Here is a 20,304-nt window from a genome sequence, read left to right on the forward strand (position 1 = left end):
CGGCAATCCTGGAGGCGTCGCTTGGTCCGTCGTCACATGCCCGGACCGGCAGGGCGCCGAATCGGCGTCCCCGCTTTCATGCGCTCGATGTGAGCTCGTGGAAGTTGCTGCGGTGGAAGACGATCGGGGGGACATCGGGGTAAATGTCGAGCGCCTCGATCTTCAGCAGCACAATCGCGTGATCGCCTGCCACGACGACGTCGTAGATGGAGCACTCCAGCCACAGCGTGGCGCCGTGCACGAAAACTGCCCCACTGTCGGTCGCGACCCAGTCGACGGTGTCGAAGCGGTGACCGTTCTTCGATGCGAGCGAACGCGCCACCGAACGATGCTCGCTGGCCAACACACTCAGCCCCAGGCGACTTGCCTCGGCCAGCCGCGGCCAGGTCGAGGACGTGTTCGCCACGCAGACGGATACCAGTGCCGGATCCAGCGAGACGGAGGTGAACGAGCTGGCGGCCATCCCCTCCGGGACGCCGTCCAACATCCCGCAGAAGGCGGTCACGCCACTGGGGAAGCAGCCGAACGCCTGCCGAAGCAAGACGTCGTCGAACCGCCTGTCGGATGCTCGGATCACGGCGTCACCGCCGGGACGTACTTCCTGGCCGACTCGAGCCACGTGGCCAGGTCCGGCGAGGTCGCGTACTCCGAGTCGATCAGGTACAGGCTCGGCGCGGGACAGCTGGCTCCGATCTCAACCAGTACCGGACGCAGGGTCAGTTCAGGCGCGAGCGCATGCTGAAGTCCGGCCCCGAGCATTACGGGGAACGTCGGGATCCCGCCGAGCTCGCCTTGCCCGAACTGGTCGAGAAACAGCTTGAGGAGACCCGTGTACGTGGCCTTGAACGTCGGTGACGCCACCACGAGCGAGTCGGCACCCAGCACCGTGGCCTTGGCCGCGGCCACCTTGGGGTCACCCCATCCGAGCAGCCCGGCCCCGAGATCCACCACGTCGACAACTGCAACCGGCGCGCTCCCGCTGAGCTCGCGAGCGATCAGCTCGGCGGCAGCTCGGGTACGCGACATCGGCTTGGGGTTACCGACAACAACGACCGTCATGATTAGTCCTCCACAGCAGCAGACGAATGCTGACTCCCTCAGTCAAGAAGCGGCGGATTTCCCGGTCAGGTTCGCGCAGTAAACCCTCCATTGCGCCGCTGCGACCCCGTCGACAGAACTGCCCGGACGGCGCAATCGCCGCGGAACGGTCGTGATCCGCCGGTGTCACGCTGCCTGTCTAGTTTCCCGTTACCAAGGTCGGCGGCAGCACCGGACGCCGTCGTCGCATGGAGAGATCGGGAGGCCGGGTTGCAAGCCAAGAAGTTCCACCTGGGTTGGTTCATGAACGGCTACCGCGTGCACGGCTGGCAGGACCAGTGGATCGGCACCCACAAGTCCGAGGGAATGCTCCCGGACTTCTACGTCGACATGGCGCGCTCCTTGGAGCGCGCGTGCTTCGACTACTTCATCATCGAGGATTCGTCGTTCGTGCCCGACGCCTGGCAGGGCAAGCACGACTTCTACCTGGAGAACGCGTACGCGGTCCCCAAGTTCGACCCGTCGGTCCTGGCCTCGATCCTCACCCAGAACACCTCGCGCCTGGGGATCGTCGCGACGCTGGCGATCACGGAGTACCCCCCGTACCTGCTCGCACGGCTCGTCTCGACGATGGACCATGTCTCCCGGGGCCGGGCCGGGTGGAACATGGTGACCGCAAGCTCGGACCGTGCGGCACAGAACTACGGCCACGACGCCCAGCCTGATCACGACATCCGCTACGACATGGCCGAGGAGTTCACCGAGCTGGTCATCAAGCTCTGGGAGTCCTGGGGGCCGGGCTCAATGGTGGTCGACCAGGACGGGATCTTCGCGGACCCGGCCAAGGTGCACCCGGTCGACTTCCACGGGGAGTTCTACAAGTCGCGGGGACCCATCAACTCGGCTCGCTCCCCGCAGGGCAGGTCGGTCATCGTCCAGGCGGGCGGATCGGACAAGGGCCGGGCCTACGCGTCGAAGTACGCCGACTCGATCATCGCCTCGGCGACCACGGTCGAGCAGATGAAGGCGTACCGCGACGACGTCCGAGCCCGTGCCGAGGCGCACGGTCGCGACCCGGACTCCGTGAAGGTGCTGTTCCTGGTGTCACCGATCCTGGGCGAGACCCATCAGGCGGCCGTGGACCGTCGACGGCAGGCCCAGGAGGAGGCGGCAGCCAACCCGGTGACGCGCCTCGCCGGAATGGGCTACGCGACGGACATCGACTTCTCCGTCTTCGACCTGGACACCCCGATCAAGGACCTGGCGTCCCTGATGGTGACCAACGGCCACCAGAGCTCGCTGCAGCAGTTCGTCGCACACAACTGGGAACGCACTCTTCGCGAGGTCGCCGTGCAGTCGTCCACCAGCGCCGGCCAGCGCGTAGAGCTGTTGGGAACGCCGTCCGAGGTCGCCGACCAGATGGGTGACGTCATGGCTACGGTGGGCGGCGACGGGTTCCTGCTCACCCAGGACGTCCTCACGCGGCGCTCCATCAGCGAGATCTGCGACGGGCTTGTGCCCGAGCTGCAGAAGCGCGGGCTGACGCGCGCCGTGTACTCCCACGAGATGTTCCGCGACAACCTGCTCGAGTTCTGACGTGACCTCGGCGTCCTGGGCGGTGCCCCGATCCCCGGTCGAACGCGCGGAAATCCAACGGGCGGTGGACGCCCGATGACCACGGACGAAGCACGATCCACCCCGCACCCGGCCGATCCCCCGCCGTCGAACTCGTTGCGGGCGCTGTTCCAGGTCCCCGGCTACCGCTACCTCTGCGTGAGCTCCTTCATCTGGCACACCACGCGGTGGGGAGGCCTGTTCACCACGAGTTACCTGCTGGTCCAGCTGTCCGGTTCGCCCATCCTCAACCAGGTTGTCGGCGCGCTCATCTTCGCTCCGATGCTCGCCGGTGGCTTCGTGGCCGGGGTGATCAGCGACCGGCTGGATCGCCGCAAGCTCGTCCGTCGCGTCCAACTGGTGCTGATCCCCATCGAGTTCGCGATGTTCGGACTCGTCCAGTCCGGACGGGTCGAGATCTGGATGACCTTCCCCTTCATGTTCGCGCTGGGCATCGGCGGCTTGGTGAACATGACCGCGCAGCGCCCCCTCATCTTCGAGACCGTCGGTCCGCGATTCGGCGGGCAGGCGATGACGATCGAGTCCACCGCACAGGCGGGGTCGGCCATGTTCGGCACGCTCGGTGGTGGTGCGCTCATCGACCACGTCGGCATGGGGGCGGGATTCGCAGGGATGGGCGTGCTGCTCTGCATCTCAGCGGCCTTGCTGTGGCTGGTCCCCAGTCCTCGTTACGCCACCCCGCGCGACCCCGATGCGCGCGTGTCGATCGCCGCGCAGGCCGCCGCCAGCATCGGGCTCGCCCGACGCAGCAGGCGCCTGTTGGCCACTCTGGGTGTGACCGTGGCGATGAACCTGTTCATGTTCGGCTACATCCCGCTGGTACCTCTCGTGGCCGATGAGTTCTCCACCGACGCCGTGCTGGCCGGCGCCCTGGGCGCCGCTGCGGGCTGCGGGCAGATCCTCTGCGGAATCGTCCTGAGCACCCGGCCCATCCACCGGCACGGGCTGGTCTTCGCGGTCGGCTCGATGGTTGCTCTGGTCGGCCTGTTCTGCTTCTCCACCGCGCCTCTGTTCGGACTCGCGTTCCTCGCCTTGTTCGTGGCCGGGATGGGCCAGGGCGGGTTCGGGTCCATGCAGAGTCTCCTCGCGATCGAGTCCGCACACGACACCGAACGCGGCGCCGCCCTCGGGGTGCTCAGCACCGCGATCGGCGCGCTGCCGCTCGGGATGGTGGCGATCGGAGCGGGTGCCGAGCTGCTCGGCACGAGGAACGCCCTGATGCTGTCCTCCCTGGTCGGGATGGCCGCGGTGCTGACGGTCGTGCTGCGCCTGCGTGACCTGCTGTCAGCCGCCCCGGAGACTGCCCTCCGCCCCTCTTCCGGGGCCTGAGTACCGCTGGTCAGGGGCTGCCCGCCGAGACAGACGGCGTGCCCGAGCCCCCGTTGTGACGCCCATACCTTTGGCTCATCCGGGCGCCCTCATGGCATCGGCGGCTTTCGTTACACAGACCTCATGTGTCACGAACCAGGCGCAATAGGAAAGCCACGATGACGACGCTGCGGTGTCACACACCGCCGCTTTGATCCTGCTCAAACAGCGTGGAGACCGGCCCAACGCCTCCACTCCTTCCTCACCGCACTATCCAAGCGCTCTCTGAGCCCCCGTCGCAGGAGGGACCCATGTCCACCAAGACCGAAGACCAGCGCAGCCCGGAGCCGCGCATCCAGCTGAGCCGTCGCAACTTGCTCAAGGCAGGCGGCATCACGCTCGGCAGCGTCAGCCTGATGAGCCTGCTCCAGGCGTGTGGCGATGGGGCCACCGAGGACAGCGCGGGCAACCTCACCCTGCGCATGCCGTTCCTGCAGGACATGCAGGTCCCCGACCCGGACATCATGTACGAGGGCGAGGGCGTCCAGGTCATGCTCGCGTGCTACGACGGCCTCGTCACCTACAAGTCCGGTACTGCCGAGATAATCCCGCAGCTGGCGGAATCCTGGACGGTGTCCGAGGACCAGCTGACCTACACCTTCCTGCTGAAGCCGGGCGTGAAATTTCACGACGGGACACCCGCCGACGCCGAGGCGTGGGTGAAGAGCTTCAAGCGTCGGGCCGCGGTCAACCAGGGGCCGGCCTACATGGTGAAAGGGATGGAGAAGGCCGAGGCGAAGGATGCGACCACCCTCGTCGTCAAGCTCAAGGAGCCCAACAACGCCTTCCTCCACTACGCGGCCTGCCCGTGGAAGATGCTGGCGACCAGCCCCACGGCGGTCGCCAAGCACGCGGCGAGCGGCGACCTGGCCCAGAAGTGGCTCAAGACCCACGACGCTGGCACCGGCCCCTACGTCATGAAGCAGTTCGTGCCGGCAAGCCACTACGTCCTGGAAAGATTCGACGGCTACTGGGGCAAGCAGCCTTACTTCAAGACGATCCGGATCGAGGTCACCCCCGAGATCGCGACCCAGAAGCTCCAATTGGACCAGGGTGCGTTCGACCTGGTCAGCCATGGGTTCGCCATCGCCGACGTGCTCAAGTACAGGAAGAGCAAGGAGTTCTCGGTCACGACGACCACCGGCGCATCGATGATGTCGCTCTACATGAACCCTGACGCGGGACTGTTCAGCGACAAGTCCCTGCGGCAGGCGATGATGACCGCCATCGACCGCGCCACGGCCGTCAAGACGTCCTTCCAGGGGCTCACCACGGTCCAGCAGAACTTCTGGCCGGAGAACATGTTCCCCGACGGGCTTGCGCCCTTCGCCCCGGAGGTCGACCTCGGTCCGCTGACCAAGAAGGTCGCCTCGCTGTCGGACAAGAAGGTCGACTTCGCCTGGGTGTCGTCCAACGGCGCACCGGCCCAGCAGATGGCCGAGCTCATCCAGTCCCAGCTCGCCCCGACCGGGCTGAAGATCACCATCCGGGCGATGCCCTCGGCGGAGTGGTTCGACCTGTGCAATCAGCCCGCTGCCAAGCGGCCGGACATGATCCTGGGAACGATGGGGGGTGACGCGCTGCACCTGGACACCGCGCTGCGGATCTTCCTGCGCACCGGCGCGAAACCCTTGAACGCGTACCAGTACAGCAACCCCAAGGTGGACGCGCTCATGGACGAGGCGATCACCAAGGGCACCGAGGACAAGACCAACGACGTCTACCTGCGGATCACCAAGATCATCGCAGACGAAGCCTTGTGGGTCCCGTTGTGCCGTATCCCGCAGAACTTCGTCACCCACTCCGGCGTCAGCGGGGTCGAGCTCGATTCGTATCTCCCCTACATCTTCAACTCGGCCAAGATCAAACGGGTCTGAGCCGGCAGCGGCGCCTCACGTGCACACGTACCTGGAGGGGCTGGAGCAGGACTCCTGCCTCACCTCCATCGTCACCGCCAACAGGTTGAGGAAGGCATGAACGATGACCAGCACCAGCACTTATTCGGGCAGCGCCGCAGCGCTCGCCGAACCACTCACCGCAACACGCGCTCGGGTGGAGGACCTCACGGTCACCTTCAAGCGCCGCGGGGTGGCCGTCCACTCGCTGCGCGGCGTCACCCTCGACATCCACCCCGGCGAGATCCTCGCCGTCGTCGGTGAGTCCGGCTCCGGCAAGAGCGTGATGAGTCTGGCCCTCCTCGGGCTGCTCGCGGGCGACCCGATGCCCGTGGTCACCGGAAAGGCCGAGGTGTGCGGCGTCGACATGGTGTCCGCGTCGGACGAGGAGCGGCGCCGCATGCGCAAGCTGCACCTCGGCGCGGTGTTCCAGGACCCCATGACCTCGCTCAATCCCACGATGCGCGTCGGTCGCCAGGTGGTGGAGGCGGCCGGGTCCGAGGAGGAGGCGCTGCGGCTTCTCGACCTCGTCGGGATCCCGGACCCCGGGCGGCGAATGAAGGCGTTCCCCCACGAGCTGTCGGGTGGGCTCAGGCAGCGCGTGATGATCGCCATGGCGGTCGCCGGCAAGCCCGACCTGGTGATCGCAGACGAGCCCACCACGGCACTCGACGTGACGGTGCAGGCTCAGGTCCTCGCGCTCATCCGCGACCTCTGCGACGAGCTCGGCACATCCTTCGTCCTGGTCACTCACGACATTGGCGTGGCCTCCCAGGTGGCGGACCGGATCGCGGTCATGTACAGCGGTCGGGTGGCCGAGGTCGGGAAGAAGGACGAGGTCCTGCGAGCCCCCTCACACCCCTACACCGTGGGCCTGCTGAACGCCCGGCTGGATCTCGACCTGCCGACCGGCCGGCAGATCCCGGCGCTCCCGGGTGAACCTCCCGACCCTCGGGCACATCCGCGTGGTTGCGCCTTCGCCCCCCGGTGCTCGGCGGCGACCAATGAGTGCGCCGAAACGCTGCCGGTGCTGACCCGTGCATCCACGCACTCGGGTGTCGCAGCCTGCATCGTGCCCGGAGCGACGAGCCAAGAGGCGATACTCGCCGCCGCGCCGTCGTTCCGACCCATGGCCGAGGTCGACGACGACGCTCCCGCGCTGCGGATCAACGGCATCGACAAGCGGTTCACGGTCAGGCACGGGCTGCTCAAGAAGGACCAGCTCCATGCGCTGCGCAATGTGATCCTCGAGATCGCTCCCGGCGAGTCGATGGCCGTTGTGGGCGAATCCGGGTCGGGCAAGTCGACGTTGCTCCGTGTCGTCGCAGGGCTGATGGCGCCGGACAGCGGGACCGTCGAGAGACTCGGCGGCCAGCCCCAAATGGTGTTCCAGGACGCCGGTGCCTCGCTCACGCCCTGGCTGACGGTGGGCGAGGTCGTGGGCGAGCGACTGATCAAGCAGACCAGCAGGGCAGACCGCCGGGAGCTGGTCGAACGGGCACTGCGCCAGGTAGGGCTTCCCCCGGACGTGGCCGGCATCAAGGCGGGCCTGCTCTCGGGAGGTCAGCGCCAGCGGGTCGCGTTCGCCAGGGCCGTCATCGTCCCTCCGAAGCTGCTGCTGTGCGACGAGCCCACCTCGGCTCTGGACGCCTCCTTGGCCGCGTCCGTGCTCAACCTGCTTCAAGACCTGCGGCGCGAGCTCGGGATGGCCGTCATGTTCGTCACCCATGATTTGGCCGCTGCGCGCTTCATCTCCGACCGCACGGCGGTGATGTACCTCGGACAGATCGTCGAGCTGGGGCCGACCGAGGATGTCATCACCTCCCCCAAGCACCCGTACACCAAAGCCTTGCTCGCCGCGATCCCCACCCCCGGGGCCGCGCCCGTGCGACTGCCGGGGGAGCCGGCAAGCCCGCTTTCCGTGCCGTCGGGTTGCTCGTTCCACCCGCGCTGCCGCGAGCGGATCGACCGATGCTCCACCGAGGCGCCATTCCTCTACTCCATCGACGGCCGCGGGGGTCGGGCCGCCTCGTGTCATCTCACCATGCTCCCCGCGAACGAGGGATGACTGGGCGTGCATCACCCCGTCGACCCGAGAGGCGAACCACGGTCGCAGCGGCGCAATGCATGCGCTATCACGGCGCCTTCGACGTGACATCGACGCCGGATGTCATGAGGTCACCACGGACCGAGGCACGCAATGGCGCGGTGCCGAACAGCCTTGGCGATGCCGTCCGCGGCGGAGACAACAGGAGAGGCAGGCAGACGCACATGACGCAGATGTTCCACCTGGGTTGGTTCATGAACTTCACGCCGCCGGACTGGCAGTCCGAGTGGGCCTCGCCGGACGTGACGGACTGGGCCAACGGCAAGTTCCACGTCGACATGGCCCGGTCGATGGAGCGGGCCTGCTTCGACTTCATGATGATCGAGGACACCGTCATGGTGGCCGATGCGTACGGCGGCACGATGGAGGGGTCGCTCAAGAACGCCGTCTTCGCGCCCAAGCAGGACCCGGTCCCGCTGGCCGTTCTGGTCGCCGCCAACACGTCCAGGATGGGCGTGGTGGCGACGATGTCGACCTCGTTCTACCCGCCGTACCTGCTGGCCCGCGCCTGCTCCACCGTCGACTCGATCGCCCAGGGCCGGTTCGGCTGGAACATCGTCTCCTCCGCCGAGGACCGCGCCGCCCAGAACTTCGGACTCGAAGGACTCCCCGAGCACGACGAGCGCTACAACGTCGCCGAGGAGTACTTCGACGTCGTCACCCAGCTGTGGGACTCCTGGGAGGCCGACGCGGTCGTCACGGACCGCCAGACCAACACCTACGCGGACTACCGCAAGGTCCGCACCATCGACTTCGACGGCAAGTACTTCAAGTCCCGCGGCCCCCTCAACACCGTGCCCTCACCCCAGCACCGCCCCACGTTCCTCCAGGCAGGAGCCTCCCCCCGGGGGCGTGCCTTCGCCGCGGGTGCCGCCGACGCGATCATCGCGGTCGGCACCGGCGTCGAAGGCATGAAGGAGTACCGCGACGACATCCGCGCCCGCGCCGAAGCAGCCGGCCGCAACCCCGACGAGATCAAGCTCCTCTTCGTCGTCTCCCCCACCATCGCCGCCACCGAAGCCGAAGCGATCGCCGCTCATCAACGCTTCGGCGAGTCGGACCGGTTCGTGGAGAAGGCGCTCGTGGGCATCTCGTCCAACACCGAGATCGACTTCAAGCAGTTCGACCTGGACGAGCCGCTCCCCGAGGGCCTGACCACCAACGGCGAACGCGGATCCCTCGAGCACTTCATGCGAGGCGACGGCACCCCCGGCCCCAAGACCCTGCGTCAGCTCGCGATCGCAGCGAGCTCGTTCGGCCTGGAGTTCATTGGGACTCCCGGACAGGTCGCCGACCAGATGCAAGACGTGATGGAGCAGGTCGGCGGCGACGGCTTCCTCATCCACCGCAGGGGCCTGACGCGCCAGTACATCACCGAGATCTGCGACGGCCTGGTCCCCGAGCTCCAACGACGTGGGCTGACCCGCACCGAGTACACCGAGGCCACCCTGCGCGACACGCTCCGCGAGTTCTGAACCCACTGCAGACCTCCCAGGACTTCCGAGAGAACACCGCGCGACGACCGAGTAGGAGACATCATGCCGAAGAAGTTCCACATGGGTTGGTTCATGAATTTCATCCCGCCGGACTGGGACAGCGAGTGGGCCTCGCCGGACGTGAAGGACTGGGCCAACGGCAAGTTCTACGTCGACATGGCCCGGTCGATGGAGCGGGCCTGCTTCGACCTGATCATGATCGAGGACACCGTCATGGTGGCCGACGCGTACGGCGGCACCATGGAAGGCGCGTTGAAACACTCGGCGTTCGCGCCCAAGCAGGACCCGGTCCCGCTGGCCGTTCTGGTCGCCGCCAACACATCCAAAATGGGCGTGGTGGCGACCATGTCGACCTCGTTCTACCCGCCGTACCTGCTGGCCCGCGCCTGCTCCACCGTCGACTCGATCGCCCAGGGCCGGTTCGGCTGGAACATCGTCTCCTCCGCCGAGGACCGCGCCGCCCAGAACTTCGGACTCGAAGGACTCCCCGAGCACGACGAGCGCTACAACGTCGCCGAGGAGTACTTCGACGTCGTCACCCAGCTGTGGGACTCCTGGGAGGCCGACGCGGTCGTCACGGACCGCCAGACCAACACCTACGCCGACTACCGCAAAGTCCGCACCATCGACTTCGACGGCAAGTACTTCAAGTCCCGCGGCCCCCTCAACACCGTGCCCTCACCCCAGCACCGCCCCACGTTCCTCCAGGCAGGAGCCTCCCCCCGCGGGCGTGCCTTCGCCGCGGGTGCCGCCGACGCGATCATCGCGGTCGGCACCGGCGTCGAAGGCATGAAGGAGTACCGCGACGACATCCGCGCCCGCGCCGAAGCCGCCGGCCGCAACCCCGACGAGATCAAGCTCCTCTTCGTCGTCTCCCCCACCATCGCCGCCACCGAAGCCGAAGCCCGCGCCGAGGTCGAGCGGGTTCTCAACCACCCGTCGTACATCGAGAAGTCACTGGTGAGCATCTCGTCCAACACCGAGATCGACTTCAAGCAGTTCGACCTGGACGAGCCGCTCCCCGAGGGCCTGACCACCAACGGCGAGCGCGGATCCCTGGAGTACTTCATGCGGGGCGACGGCACCCCCGGCCCCAAGACCCTGCGCGAGTTGGTGCTGCACCGCGCCAAGCGGGGTCTGGAGCTGGTGGGCACTCCGGAGCAGGTCGCCAAGAAGATGGGCGAGGCGATGGAGGAGGTCGGCGGCGACGGCTTCCTGATCAGCAAGCCCGGCTGGGACCTGTCCCGCAACTACATCAACGCCATCTGTGACGGCCTGATGCCCGCGCTGCAGCGCCTGGGCCTCACTCGCACCGAGTACACCAAGTCCACCCTGCGCGAGACCCTCCGTGAGTTCTGATCGAGGCGGGCGTTGACCACACCACACACGTCCCACGGCCGGCGTTGATCGTGCCGGCGTACGCGGCCGACAGCGCGCTCGCCCGGTTCCGGGAGTCGGCCGGGCATTCGCTGACGATGGTCCTGGTCGGGTTCGTCATGGCCATGACCGCGCCGATCGAGCTGCTCTACGCGATCAAGCTGGGACTCAGCCCGGTCCTCGTCACAGTCTTCATCGTGAGCTCTGCGGCCGGGCTGATCCTGGTCGACGTCCTGGGAACTCGGGTCGTCACCCGGATCGACGCTCGCTCAACCGCCGTGGTCGGGATGGTGCTCTTCGCGGTCAGCGAGGCCTGTTACGGGCTGGCTGACCGCGCGCCGGAGCTGATCGCCGCCCGGGTCGTCCAGGGCATCGCCAGCGCGGTGGTCGCCGGCGCAGCGCTGCAGGTGACAGTGCGGATGCGCGCTCGCCCGCACCGCGCTCTCGGCTCGAACGCGAGCCTGCAGATGCTCGGCGGCTCCGTCGGCGCCCCGGTCGGCGGCATCTTGGCCACACAGCTCGCGGGGGTCGATGGCTACCGGCTCGCCTTCGCGGTCTGCTGCGGAGCGGGCCTGGCGGCGGGCGCGCTGGTGGTCCTGCTGCTACCGCGCCTGCCGGCCTCGGACGAGCTCGGCAGACCCCGTATCGGTCTGCCCCGACTCGGGGTCCGCCGAGCGGTCCGCGTCGCGCTCGCGCTGGGGCTCTTCGGCAACTACCTGCGCAGTGGGATCGAAAACACCGCTTTCCCGCTGATCGGGGACGCAGCGGGTCTCACCGCCGCCGGCATCGGAATCTCCCTGGGCGTGCTCTCCATGGTGGAGATCGTGATCCTCGGCACCTCGGGCACGCTGTTCGAGAAGGTCCCCCCTGCTCGAGCGCTCGTGTGGTCGTTCGGGCTCGGTGTGATCGCCCTGGGCGCGCTGCTCGCCGCACATTCGCTCAGTGGTTTCCTCGCCGCGGCTGTGCTGTTCGGGCTCGTCGACGGAGTCGCTCTGGCAGCACCGCCGGTGCTGGTCGTCGCCACCAGCCCGGACCCGTCGATCGCCGTGGCCACGTACCGGATCGCCTGCGGGGTGGGCTCGTTCAGCGGCTCGGGCAGCGTCAGCATGCTCTTCGGGGTGCTGGGGGCGACGGGGTGCGTGGTCGGCGGAGGGCTCGTCCTGCTGTGCGCGGCAGTGCTGGCCGGGTCGAGTCCCCTGCGTGAAACGCGCGCGATTCGCGCGCAATGAACCAGCAACGTGATTGCACTGTCAATGCCACCACCGAGAGGTGGACTTGTTCCCGATGGATCCCAACAGGAGCCCGTGACCGCAGGGTCGAGGACGAGCAGGAAAAGGAGGAGTCATGGCCATTGCTGAGCCCTACGTCGCCAAAGATCTGGTCCCGGTCGGGACCAGGTTCGGTCAAGGCCTCAGACAGTATTTCCACGGCACGCCGGTGGCCGGCTGGGTCGCCTTCGCCGCGCTGGCGGCGATGTTCTTCATCGCGATCTTCGCCGAAGCCATCGCGCCCTATGACCCCCTGGTGCCGGCCGGGGCACCGATGTCCGCGCCCGGATCCGGCTTTCTCCTCGGGACCGACACAGTGGGACGTGACGTGCTCAGTCGCGTTCTCGTCGGGATGTCCACGAGCTGGTGGGGCGCCCTGGCGGTCGTCGCCTCCGGTGTCGTCTTCGGTGGGCTGGTCGGTCTCGTCGCCGGGGCTGTCGGCGGCATCGTCGACAACATCCTGATGCGGATCACCGACGTGTTCCTGGCGCTGCCCGGGCCGATCCTGGCGGTCGCGGTGGTCGCGGCCCTCGGCCCGTCCTACTTCCACACCCTCGTCGGCATCTCGATCGTGTGGTGGCCGTTGTACACGCGCATCATCCGCGCCGAGGTACGCAAGCTGCGAGCCTCTCCCCACATGGAGGCGGCCAAGATCTCGGGGGCCGGACCGGTGCGCCGGCTCACCAGACACCTGCTCCCCGGAGCCATCCCGGTCACCATCGTCACTGCGAGCCTGGACGTGTCAGCGCTGGTGCTGATGCTCTCGAGCCTCTCGTTCCTCGGTCTGGGTGCGCCACAACCTGCGCCGGAGCTGGGGGCTATGAGTGCCCAAGGCATGACCAACATCTTCAGTGCGTGGTGGATCCCCGTGTTCCCTGCTGCGGCCGTCGCCCTGATCGCCATCGTGAGCAACTTCGCCGGCGACGCACTCAGGGACCGCATCCGTGACCGCTGACCGGGCAGGCCAACGTGAGGTGACATCATGCTGATGACCTTGGGGCGTCGGCTCCTTGGAGCGCTTCCCGTCCTGATCGCACTAGTCCTGCTGGTCTTCGTCCTGCAGAAGGTGGCGCCGGTCGACCCCGTCGTGGCCCTGGTCGGGGAGAAGGCACCGCCGGAGGTGTACGAAGCCGCCCGCCGGCAACTGGGACTCGACAAGCCGGTGCCGGTGCAGTTCTTCAACTACCTGGGCAATGCAGTGCAGGGTGACCTCGGGACCTCGACGGTGACGCGCTCGCTCGTCGCGTCGGACATCGTGAAGTTCCTGCCGGTCACGCTGGAGCTCGTGTTCATGGCACTCGTACTGATCGCCGTGATCGGGTTCTTCCTGGGGTTGGCCACGGCACAGCGGTGGCGCGGATCGGGGGTGCTGCGGGTGGTGATGATCTCTGGCGCGTCGGTGCCCGTGTTCCTGGCCTGCCTGATCGCGATGCTGGTCTTCTACCGCTGGCTCGACCTTCTGCCGGTCACCGGCCGGACATCGGCGTACGACGCGCCGTCCGGCCCGACCGGCTTCCTCCTGGTGGACAGCCTGGTGGCTGGTCGGCCGGGCCTGTTCCTCGACGGCCTGAAACATCTCATCCTGCCGGCGTTGTGCATCGCGATCGCACCTGCGGTGGCCGTTGGTCGTGTCCTGAGGAGCAGCCTGGAGGGCACCCTCCGAGCGGAGTACACCCGTACTGCCAGGGCCAAGGGCCTGAGCGGGAATCAGATCCTCATCAAGCACGCACTCCGCAACGCCCTCGGCCCGGTGCTCGCATTGATGGGACTGCAGCTCGCCGGGATGATCGGGAACTGCATCCTGGTCGAGGCGATCTTTGCCAGACCCGGGATCGGCCTGTACATCTCACAGTCGATCGGCAAGGGAGACTTCAACACCATCGCCGGAATCACGCTGGTCGTCGGCCTCCTCTACGTGGTGGCCAACATCGTCGTCGACGTCCTCCAAGCCGCAACAGATCCGCGGATCGCCGTCTGAGGCGCAATCGGCCGGCAATGCATGAGAAGGGGCGCGGAAATCCGCGCCCCTTCTCATGTGCCCATGACCACTCCACTCGACATCCGCGATGCAGACTCCCTCGAGCCCGACGTGGAGGTGGCCACCCAGTACCGTCCGGTGTACGCGCGCGGGACCCTCCGACTGCTGGCACCCGTGCTCGACCGGCAGGAGCGCTTGCGTATCTGGCTCGGCGTCGGGTTCGCCGTCGTCGCGATGGGCCTGATGGGCCTCATCCCGCTGATCCAGCAGGTCGTTCTCGACGACACGATCCTCTCCGAGAGGCGTTCGAGAGCCGTCTGGATCGTGATCCTGCTCGTCGCCGGACTCGCCGGCTTCGTGGCGAACTACCTGCGCCGCACGATCGGCGGGAGAGCCGCCGTGCGCGTCCAGCGGGACCTGCAGATCAAGCTGCACCGGCACATGCAGTACCTGGACGCCTCGCGGCGCGACGAGTTGCGTGTCGGGGACGTGATGTCCCGGGCGACATCGGACCTCACCCTGATCCAGATGTTCCTCCAGCAGATGGGCCTGGCGTACGGCAACATCACCTTGCTCATCGTGTCGCTGGCCGTGATGGTCTACCTCTCCCCCCTCCTGGCAGCAGTGATGCTGGTGGCCGTACCCGTGTTCCTCGGTGTGGCCATGAGGTTCCGTAGCCGGTCGTTCCCCGCGAGCTGGATGGACCAGCGGTTCCAGGGCAGCGTGGCCGGGGTCGTGGAGGAGGCGGTCACCGGAGTCCGGGTCGTCAAGGCTTTCGGGCAGGAGGAGCAGGAGCAGGCATCGCTCAACGACGAGGCGCGCAAGCTTTTCCAGTCCCGGCTGCGCACCGCGAGGATCAACGCGGTGTTCGGCGCCGGCCTGGATGCCATCCCCGGTCTCACCCAGCTGGCCATCCTCGGCTTCGGGGGCTGGCTCGTCATGGAGGACCAGGTCTCACTCGGCGTGTTCCTCGCCTTCTCCAGCTACGTCCTGCAGCTGGTTGCCCCGGTGCGCTTCCTGTCCGGCCTGATGGCCACCAGCCAGCAGGCGCGAGCCGGCGCCCAGCGGGTCGTCGAGCTGCTGTCGACGCAATCACGCGTGCAGGAGCGTCCCCACGCCGTCCCGCTGGAGAACCCCGCAGGCCTGCTCGAACTCGACCATGTCGACTTCCGTTACCCCGGTGGCGACTTGGTATTGCACGACATCTCGCTGCGGGTGAACCCGGGAGAGCGGATCGCCGTCGTGGGGGCCTCGGGTTCGGGGAAGTCCACCCTGGCCCACCTCATCGCCCGGTTCCACGACCCCACGTCGGGAGTGGTGCGCATCGACGGCCGCGACATCCGCGACTACAGCCTGGCCTCGCTGCGTGCCGCGGTCGGGATCGTGTTCGAGGAAGGCTTCCTCTTCTCGACGACGATCCGCGACAACATTGCGTTCGGCAGGCCGACGGCCACCACCGACGAGGTGGAGCACGCGGCGGTCGCAGCCCATGCGCACGGCTTCATCGCCGGGCTCCCCGACGGCTACGACACCGTCGTGGGCGAACGCGGCTTCACCCTGTCAGGCGGGCAACGGCAACGACTCGCGCTCGCCCGAGCGGCGCTGACCAACCCCCAGGTGCTGATCCTTGACGACGCCACGTCGGCCATCGACGCGCGGACGGAGCACGCCATCCACCGCTTGCTGGGGGAGGTCCTCGCCCATCGGACGACCGTGCTGATCGCCCACCGGCACTCGACCCTTCTTCTGGCGGATCGGGTCATCGTGCTCGACCACGGCCGGATCGTCGACGCCGGGACCACCGAAGAACTGCTCGAGAGATCCCAGCTCTTCCGTGAGCTCCTGACCGGACCCGACGCGGACTTCGAGGCAGGGCCCGAGGAACCGGTCACCGAGCTGGACCCCGCCGCCTGGCCGGAGGACGTGTCACGGCTGGGCGCGCCCAAGATCAGCAGCCACACCAGCGAGGCCGCCACGCGGGCGGCGTCCGGCTCGCACGGCCCCGGTATGAGTGGCGACACCTCGACCCTCGCCGGTTTGGCCACGGTGTCGCCCACGCTGCTCCAGGCCGTGGAGCGCCTCCCCGAGCTGCGCGGCGAGCCCGACATCGACCTCGCAGAGGCAGTCGCGCCACACGACCGGTTCTCCATCGGGAGCGTCTTCCGGTCCTTCACCAGGCCGCTGTTGCTGGTCTCGGTCATGGTGGTCGTCGACGCCGTGTCGTGGATCGCGACGCCCGTACTGATCAAGTTCGGCATCGACCACGGCGTCCTCCAGCACTCCCGCCAGATGCTGGCCTGGGTCTGTGTTGTCCTCCTGGCCATCCAAGGCGTCATCTGGGTCAACAGCAGGGTGATGATCTACTCCGCCCAGCGCACTGCCGAGCGCATGCTGTTCGGGCTGCGGGTGCGTACGCTCGCGCACCTGCAACGACTCTCGCTCAACTACTACGAGCAGCACATGGCCGGCACGATCATGACCCGGATGACCTCCGACGTCGAGGCCTTCGCCCAGCTGTTGCAGCAGGGGCTGCTGACCGCGATGGTGAGTCTGCTGTCGTGCGCCGGTATCGCCGTTGCCCTCGTCATCTTCGACGTCCAACTCGCCCTCGCCGTCTCGGCGGTGCTGCCGATCCTGGTGGTCACGACACTGTGGTTCCGCTCCGCTTCGGGCAAGACATACCTGACCGCGCGCCACCGCGTGTCGGTGCTCTACGCCAACATGCAGGAGAGCCTCGCCGGCGTCGCGGTGAGCCAGGCCTACTGCCGGCAGCGGGCGAACGAAGCGCGGTTCACGACGCTGGCCGACTCCTACTGCGAAGCCCGGATCCGCTCGGCCGAGCTGATCGCCCGGTTCTTCCCGCTCCTCCAGCTGCTGAGCACCGTCGCCAAGGCCATCGCGCTCGCGGTCGGCGCCCCGCGTGTCATCGAAGGTGACCTGTCCTACGGGCTGCTGATTGCGTTTCTGCTCTACCTCGACCAGTTCTTCACGCCGATCCAGCAGCTGTCCCTCGTCTTCGACCAATGGCTACAGGCGAAGGTCGCGGTCGTCCAGCTGCGAGAGCTCCTGCAGACGCCGACGGGCACCCCGCTCGCCGAGGACCCCGTCGTCCCGGGGCGCCTGTCCGGCAGGATCTCCCTGGACCACGTGACGTTCGCCTACGAGAGCACGGGCCTGGTCGCGATGGACGACGTGAGCCTCGAGATCCCGCCCGGGCAGGTCGTCGCTCTGGTCGGCACCACCGGTGCAGGCAAGTCGACCCTGGTCAAGCTGGTGGCCCGGTTCTACGACGCCTCCGCGGGCACGGTGAGCCTCGACGGCATCCCGATCAGACAGCTCGACCTGGCGGCCTACCGCCACCAGCTCGGGTTCGTCCCCCAGGAACCCTTCCTCTTCTCGGGGACGATCCGTTCCAACATCGCCTACGGGAAACCCGAGGCGCCCGACCTCCTCGTGGAGCGGGCCGCGCGCGCAGTGGGGGCACACGCGTTCATCGCCGAGCTGCCGCTCGGCTACCACACCCCGGTGAGCGAGCAGGGCCGGTCACTGTCGGCCGGCCAACGCCAGCTGTTGAGCCTGGCGCGGGCACTCCTCGTCGACCCCGCGATCCTGCTGCTCGACGAGGCTACGGCCAACCTGGACCTCGCCACCGAGGCACGCGTCCAGCGAGCGATGGGACTTGCCGCGAGGGGACGTACGACGCTGCTGATCGCGCATCGGCTCCAGACGGCACGAGCCTCCCAGCGCATCTTGGTCGTGGACAACGGGCTGATCGTCGAGGACGGCTCCCACGACGAGCTCCTCAAGCTGGGGGGCCACTATGCGGCGCTGTGGGCGGCGATGGTGACGAGTGCCGCCCACAGCCAGGAGTGAAGGGCTGGACACGACGCCCGGTCGGGCCGGGTCGCAACGGCCGGGCGGGCTGCCGGGTGAGGTCGTGGGCTGTCCGCCGGCAGGCTGATCGGCGTGTGTCAGGTCGATCGGACGGCGTGGGTCTGGAAGGCGATCAGGTCGCTGCGCAGTCGGAACTGCGACAGCGCCCTGGGCTGGCCCTGCTCGTCCTCCAGGACGTCCTCCAAGAAGAGCATGGGCGCTCCGACCTCCACACCCACCAACCACGCGGACTGCTCGTCGGCTGCGATCGCACCGATCGTCGTCGACTTGCTTCCGCGGATCCTGACGTCAGAGTGCTTCTCCAGGAACAAGATCGCGTCCGGTTCGTCGACAACGACGCCTCGGGACTCCTCGGGGCTCAGCGCGACGTAGCTCACCGAGATGCCCAGCACCATCTCGTGCTGGAGGAGGAGCGACTCCATCATGAGCACGGTCCAGTCCCCCACGAGCTGCAGTCGCTCACGCACCAGGCCCGGGCAGCCCAGCGTCTGGTACTCCAGGGCACGGAGCTGGGTGTGGATGGCCCTCTCGCCGCCGAACGCCTCCACGGGGGCGATGTGGTTGATCCGCAAGGTCGTCACGCGGGCAGAGCGCGTGCCCCGCTTCGGGCTGCGCGTGACCAGACCGTCCTTGGCCAGGAGCTGCAGCACCGCGCGCACCGTGTTGCGGCTCGCCGACAAGGCGCCGGTCAGCTCCCCCTCGACCAGGTACTGGCTCTCGCAGCTGCTCTGGAGGGAGGAACGTAGGAGGTCGTAGGCCCTGCGCATCGAGTTGTTCAGCCGGTCCGGAGTCTGGCGGTGCCGTTGGTACAGCGTCTCCGGGCGCACCGGCCCGACAGGGTGGGTCGTCAACGCCGACCGCCACGGTTCTGCGGCGTGACGAGGCAACAGATCATCTGCACGAGGAAACCCCCTTCGAAGCGGCGGCCATCCAGCCTGATCATGGAAGCATGGGAGTGTTGCCTCAATCGTCCTCAGATGCGACGTGCGCATTGCGCCATCAGTGGCCATCGGGACAGCCGGGTCGCCCCTCAGGGCTGGTCGGCGATGCCGTTGGAGACTCGCAGGCGGGCGTTCGAATGCAGCCAGTGCCGGGCGTCGGCGATGTCCTGGTGCATCTGCTTCACCAGCGCTTCGATGTCGGAGAAGCGGCGCTGCGGTCGAATCCTGTGATCGAGACAGACCCGCAGCCACTGACCGTAGAGGTCGCCGGAGAAGTCCAACAGGTGTGCTTCGAGGAGGCGGATCCCGTCGCGACCGTAGAAGGTGGCTCGCCGGCCGACCGACACGGCTGCGCCGTACGTGTCGCCGTCGGGCAGCTGCACGAGCCCAGCCCACACACCGTCGCTCGTACTCGCCTCGCCCAGCACGATGTTGGCGGTGGGGAAGCCGAGCTCGCGGCCCCGCCGGTCGCCATGCTCGACGCGTCCCTCGATGAGCCCCACCTGCTTGGGCGCTGATCTGTCCGAATATCGACGAAGCCTCAGTCGCGCAGCAAACGGCACGCGGAGGAGGGTGCTGGTCAAGGTCGAGTCCATCTGTCTGCTCCTGCGGCACGGCGGGAACGGGTGGGTCAAGGACTAGTGCGACGGATCCCGATTGCGGGCGAACGAGCCGGCGGTGACGTCTTGATTACGCCGTTGCGGTGCTGCGATGTGCATCCCCGCCGGCGCGCCTGAGGACGTCGACGAAGGGCCACGGCATGCCTCCTCCAATCCTCCCCCGAAGCGCCAGGGCCAGCGCAAAGGACCCGCAACCAGTGAGTGACCCCAGAGCAACAGCGGCGCGCTTGACTCCCCGGCATGAAGTTCCGAGGCACTAGGTATCGGCGCTGGAACGCTCGGCGTAAGACGCCGCGCGACCATCGCGTCATCGCATCGGACCGAGACACTCGCCGCACCCGGCTGCTGGTCGATGCCGCCCAGCAGGCCGGCCCCACCGAGCTCAACCACGAGTGGCTGGCCGACCGAACGGGAGTCCCCCTCGGCTACCTCGTCTGGCGTTATCCGACCGCCGCCGACCTGCGCGCCCTCAGGTCGCTGTCCACGTGAGCCGCGCTCCGGTCCGGGAGCCCGTGCGACCCGGGCGGACGGGGACATGTGTGACGACCAACCTTCCAACAACCTTGCTGTGGCGCCTGAAGCTATTCCCCAGAGCGCGAACTGCGTGTCTCCTGTTGCGATGCGGAACAACCCTGACGCCATGAGTGGGCCGCCCAGTCCTCGCGACGGCTCACGCCCACCGCGAAG

15 protein-coding genes are annotated in these 20,304 nt (G+C 67.7%); 11 read left to right on the forward strand and 4 right to left on the reverse strand.

Going from position 1 to position 20,304, the window contains the following annotated elements; genetic code table 11:
- Positions 1-76: 76 nt before the first annotated feature.
- Both OG729_RS09260 and OG729_RS09265 read right to left on the reverse strand, forming a co-directional pair.
- On the reverse strand, positions 77-577 hold the full coding sequence (locus OG729_RS09260) for a flavin reductase family protein (protein ID WP_360870452.1): 501 nt from the start codon (positions 575-577) through the stop codon (positions 77-79).
- On the reverse strand, positions 574-1,059 hold the full coding sequence (locus OG729_RS09265; RefSeq protein WP_351457996.1) for an NAD(P)H-dependent oxidoreductase: 486 nt from the start codon (positions 1,057-1,059) through the stop codon (positions 574-576). The genes OG729_RS09260 and OG729_RS09265 overlap by 4 nt, the downstream gene beginning before the upstream one ends.
- 249 nt (positions 1,060-1,308) lie before the next feature.
- Here OG729_RS09265 and OG729_RS09270 point away from each other — a divergent pair, with 249 nt between their 5' ends.
- The 10 genes from OG729_RS09270 to OG729_RS09315 all read left to right on the forward strand — a co-directional run bounded on the left by OG729_RS09270 (position 1,309) and on the right by OG729_RS09315 (position 18,035).
- Positions 1,309-2,634 (forward strand): NtaA/DmoA family FMN-dependent monooxygenase, encoded by a 1,326-nt coding sequence (locus OG729_RS09270; RefSeq protein ID WP_405805448.1) that lies wholly within the window; start codon positions 1,309-1,311, stop codon positions 2,632-2,634.
- 75 nt (positions 2,635-2,709) lie between these two features.
- A complete protein-coding gene (locus OG729_RS09275) occupies positions 2,710-4,002 on the forward strand; it encodes an MFS transporter (protein WP_405805450.1) in 1,293 nt (430 codons plus the stop codon).
- Between the two features lie 290 nt (positions 4,003-4,292).
- Positions 4,293-5,918 carry an ABC transporter substrate-binding protein gene (locus OG729_RS09280; RefSeq protein WP_360870441.1) on the forward strand — a complete coding sequence of 542 codons (1,626 nt, stop codon included), beginning with the start codon at positions 4,293-4,295 and terminating at the stop codon, positions 5,916-5,918.
- A gap of 103 nt (positions 5,919-6,021) precedes the next feature.
- Positions 6,022-8,004, forward strand: a complete 1,983-nt coding sequence (locus OG729_RS09285) for a dipeptide ABC transporter ATP-binding protein (protein ID WP_405805452.1) — start codon at positions 6,022-6,024, stop codon at positions 8,002-8,004.
- 203 nt (positions 8,005-8,207) lie between these two features.
- Complete coding sequence (locus OG729_RS09290) at positions 8,208-9,518, forward strand: NtaA/DmoA family FMN-dependent monooxygenase (protein WP_405805453.1); 1,311 nt, start codon at positions 8,208-8,210, stop codon at positions 9,516-9,518.
- A 63-nt stretch (positions 9,519-9,581) separates the two neighbouring features.
- Entirely contained in the window at positions 9,582-10,898 is a 1,317-nt protein-coding gene (locus tag OG729_RS09295) for an NtaA/DmoA family FMN-dependent monooxygenase (RefSeq protein WP_405805454.1), read from the forward strand.
- 50 nt (positions 10,899-10,948) lie between these two features.
- Entirely contained in the window at positions 10,949-12,145 is a 1,197-nt protein-coding gene (locus tag OG729_RS09300) for an MFS transporter (protein ID WP_405805456.1), read from the forward strand.
- A gap of 115 nt (positions 12,146-12,260) precedes the next feature.
- Positions 12,261-13,139, forward strand: a complete 879-nt coding sequence (locus tag OG729_RS09305) for an ABC transporter permease (RefSeq protein ID WP_360870428.1) — start codon at positions 12,261-12,263, stop codon at positions 13,137-13,139.
- A gap of 27 nt (positions 13,140-13,166) precedes the next feature.
- Positions 13,167-14,162, forward strand: coding sequence for an ABC transporter permease (locus OG729_RS09310; RefSeq protein WP_360870425.1), 996 nt, complete (start codon positions 13,167-13,169; stop codon positions 14,160-14,162).
- A gap of 63 nt (positions 14,163-14,225) precedes the next feature.
- Positions 14,226-18,035 (forward strand): ABC transporter ATP-binding protein, encoded by a 3,810-nt coding sequence (locus OG729_RS09315; protein WP_405805458.1) that lies wholly within the window; start codon positions 14,226-14,228, stop codon positions 18,033-18,035.
- A 98-nt stretch (positions 18,036-18,133) separates the two neighbouring features.
- Here OG729_RS09315 and OG729_RS09320 read toward each other — a convergent pair whose 3' ends face one another.
- Together OG729_RS09320 and OG729_RS09325 are read right to left on the reverse strand one after the other, a co-directional pair.
- Entirely contained in the window at positions 18,134-18,907 is a 774-nt protein-coding gene (locus OG729_RS09320) for a GntR family transcriptional regulator (protein ID WP_360870419.1), read from the reverse strand.
- Between the two features lie 179 nt (positions 18,908-19,086).
- The gene (locus OG729_RS09325) at positions 19,087-19,593 is read right to left on the reverse strand and encodes a riboflavin kinase (protein WP_360870416.1); all 507 of its coding nucleotides are present in this window, start codon (positions 19,591-19,593) and stop codon (positions 19,087-19,089) included.
- 264 nt (positions 19,594-19,857) lie between these two features.
- On the opposite strand from OG729_RS09325, the gene OG729_RS09330 reads away from it, so the two are divergent.
- Positions 19,858-20,106, forward strand: coding sequence for a hypothetical protein (locus OG729_RS09330; protein WP_360870413.1), 249 nt, complete (start codon positions 19,858-19,860; stop codon positions 20,104-20,106).
- Positions 20,107-20,304: the final 198 nt, after the last annotated feature.

It is taken from the genome of Streptomyces sp. NBC_00210 (assembly GCF_045160975.1).
GTDB lineage: Bacteria > Actinomycetota > Actinomycetes > Streptomycetales > Streptomycetaceae > Streptomyces.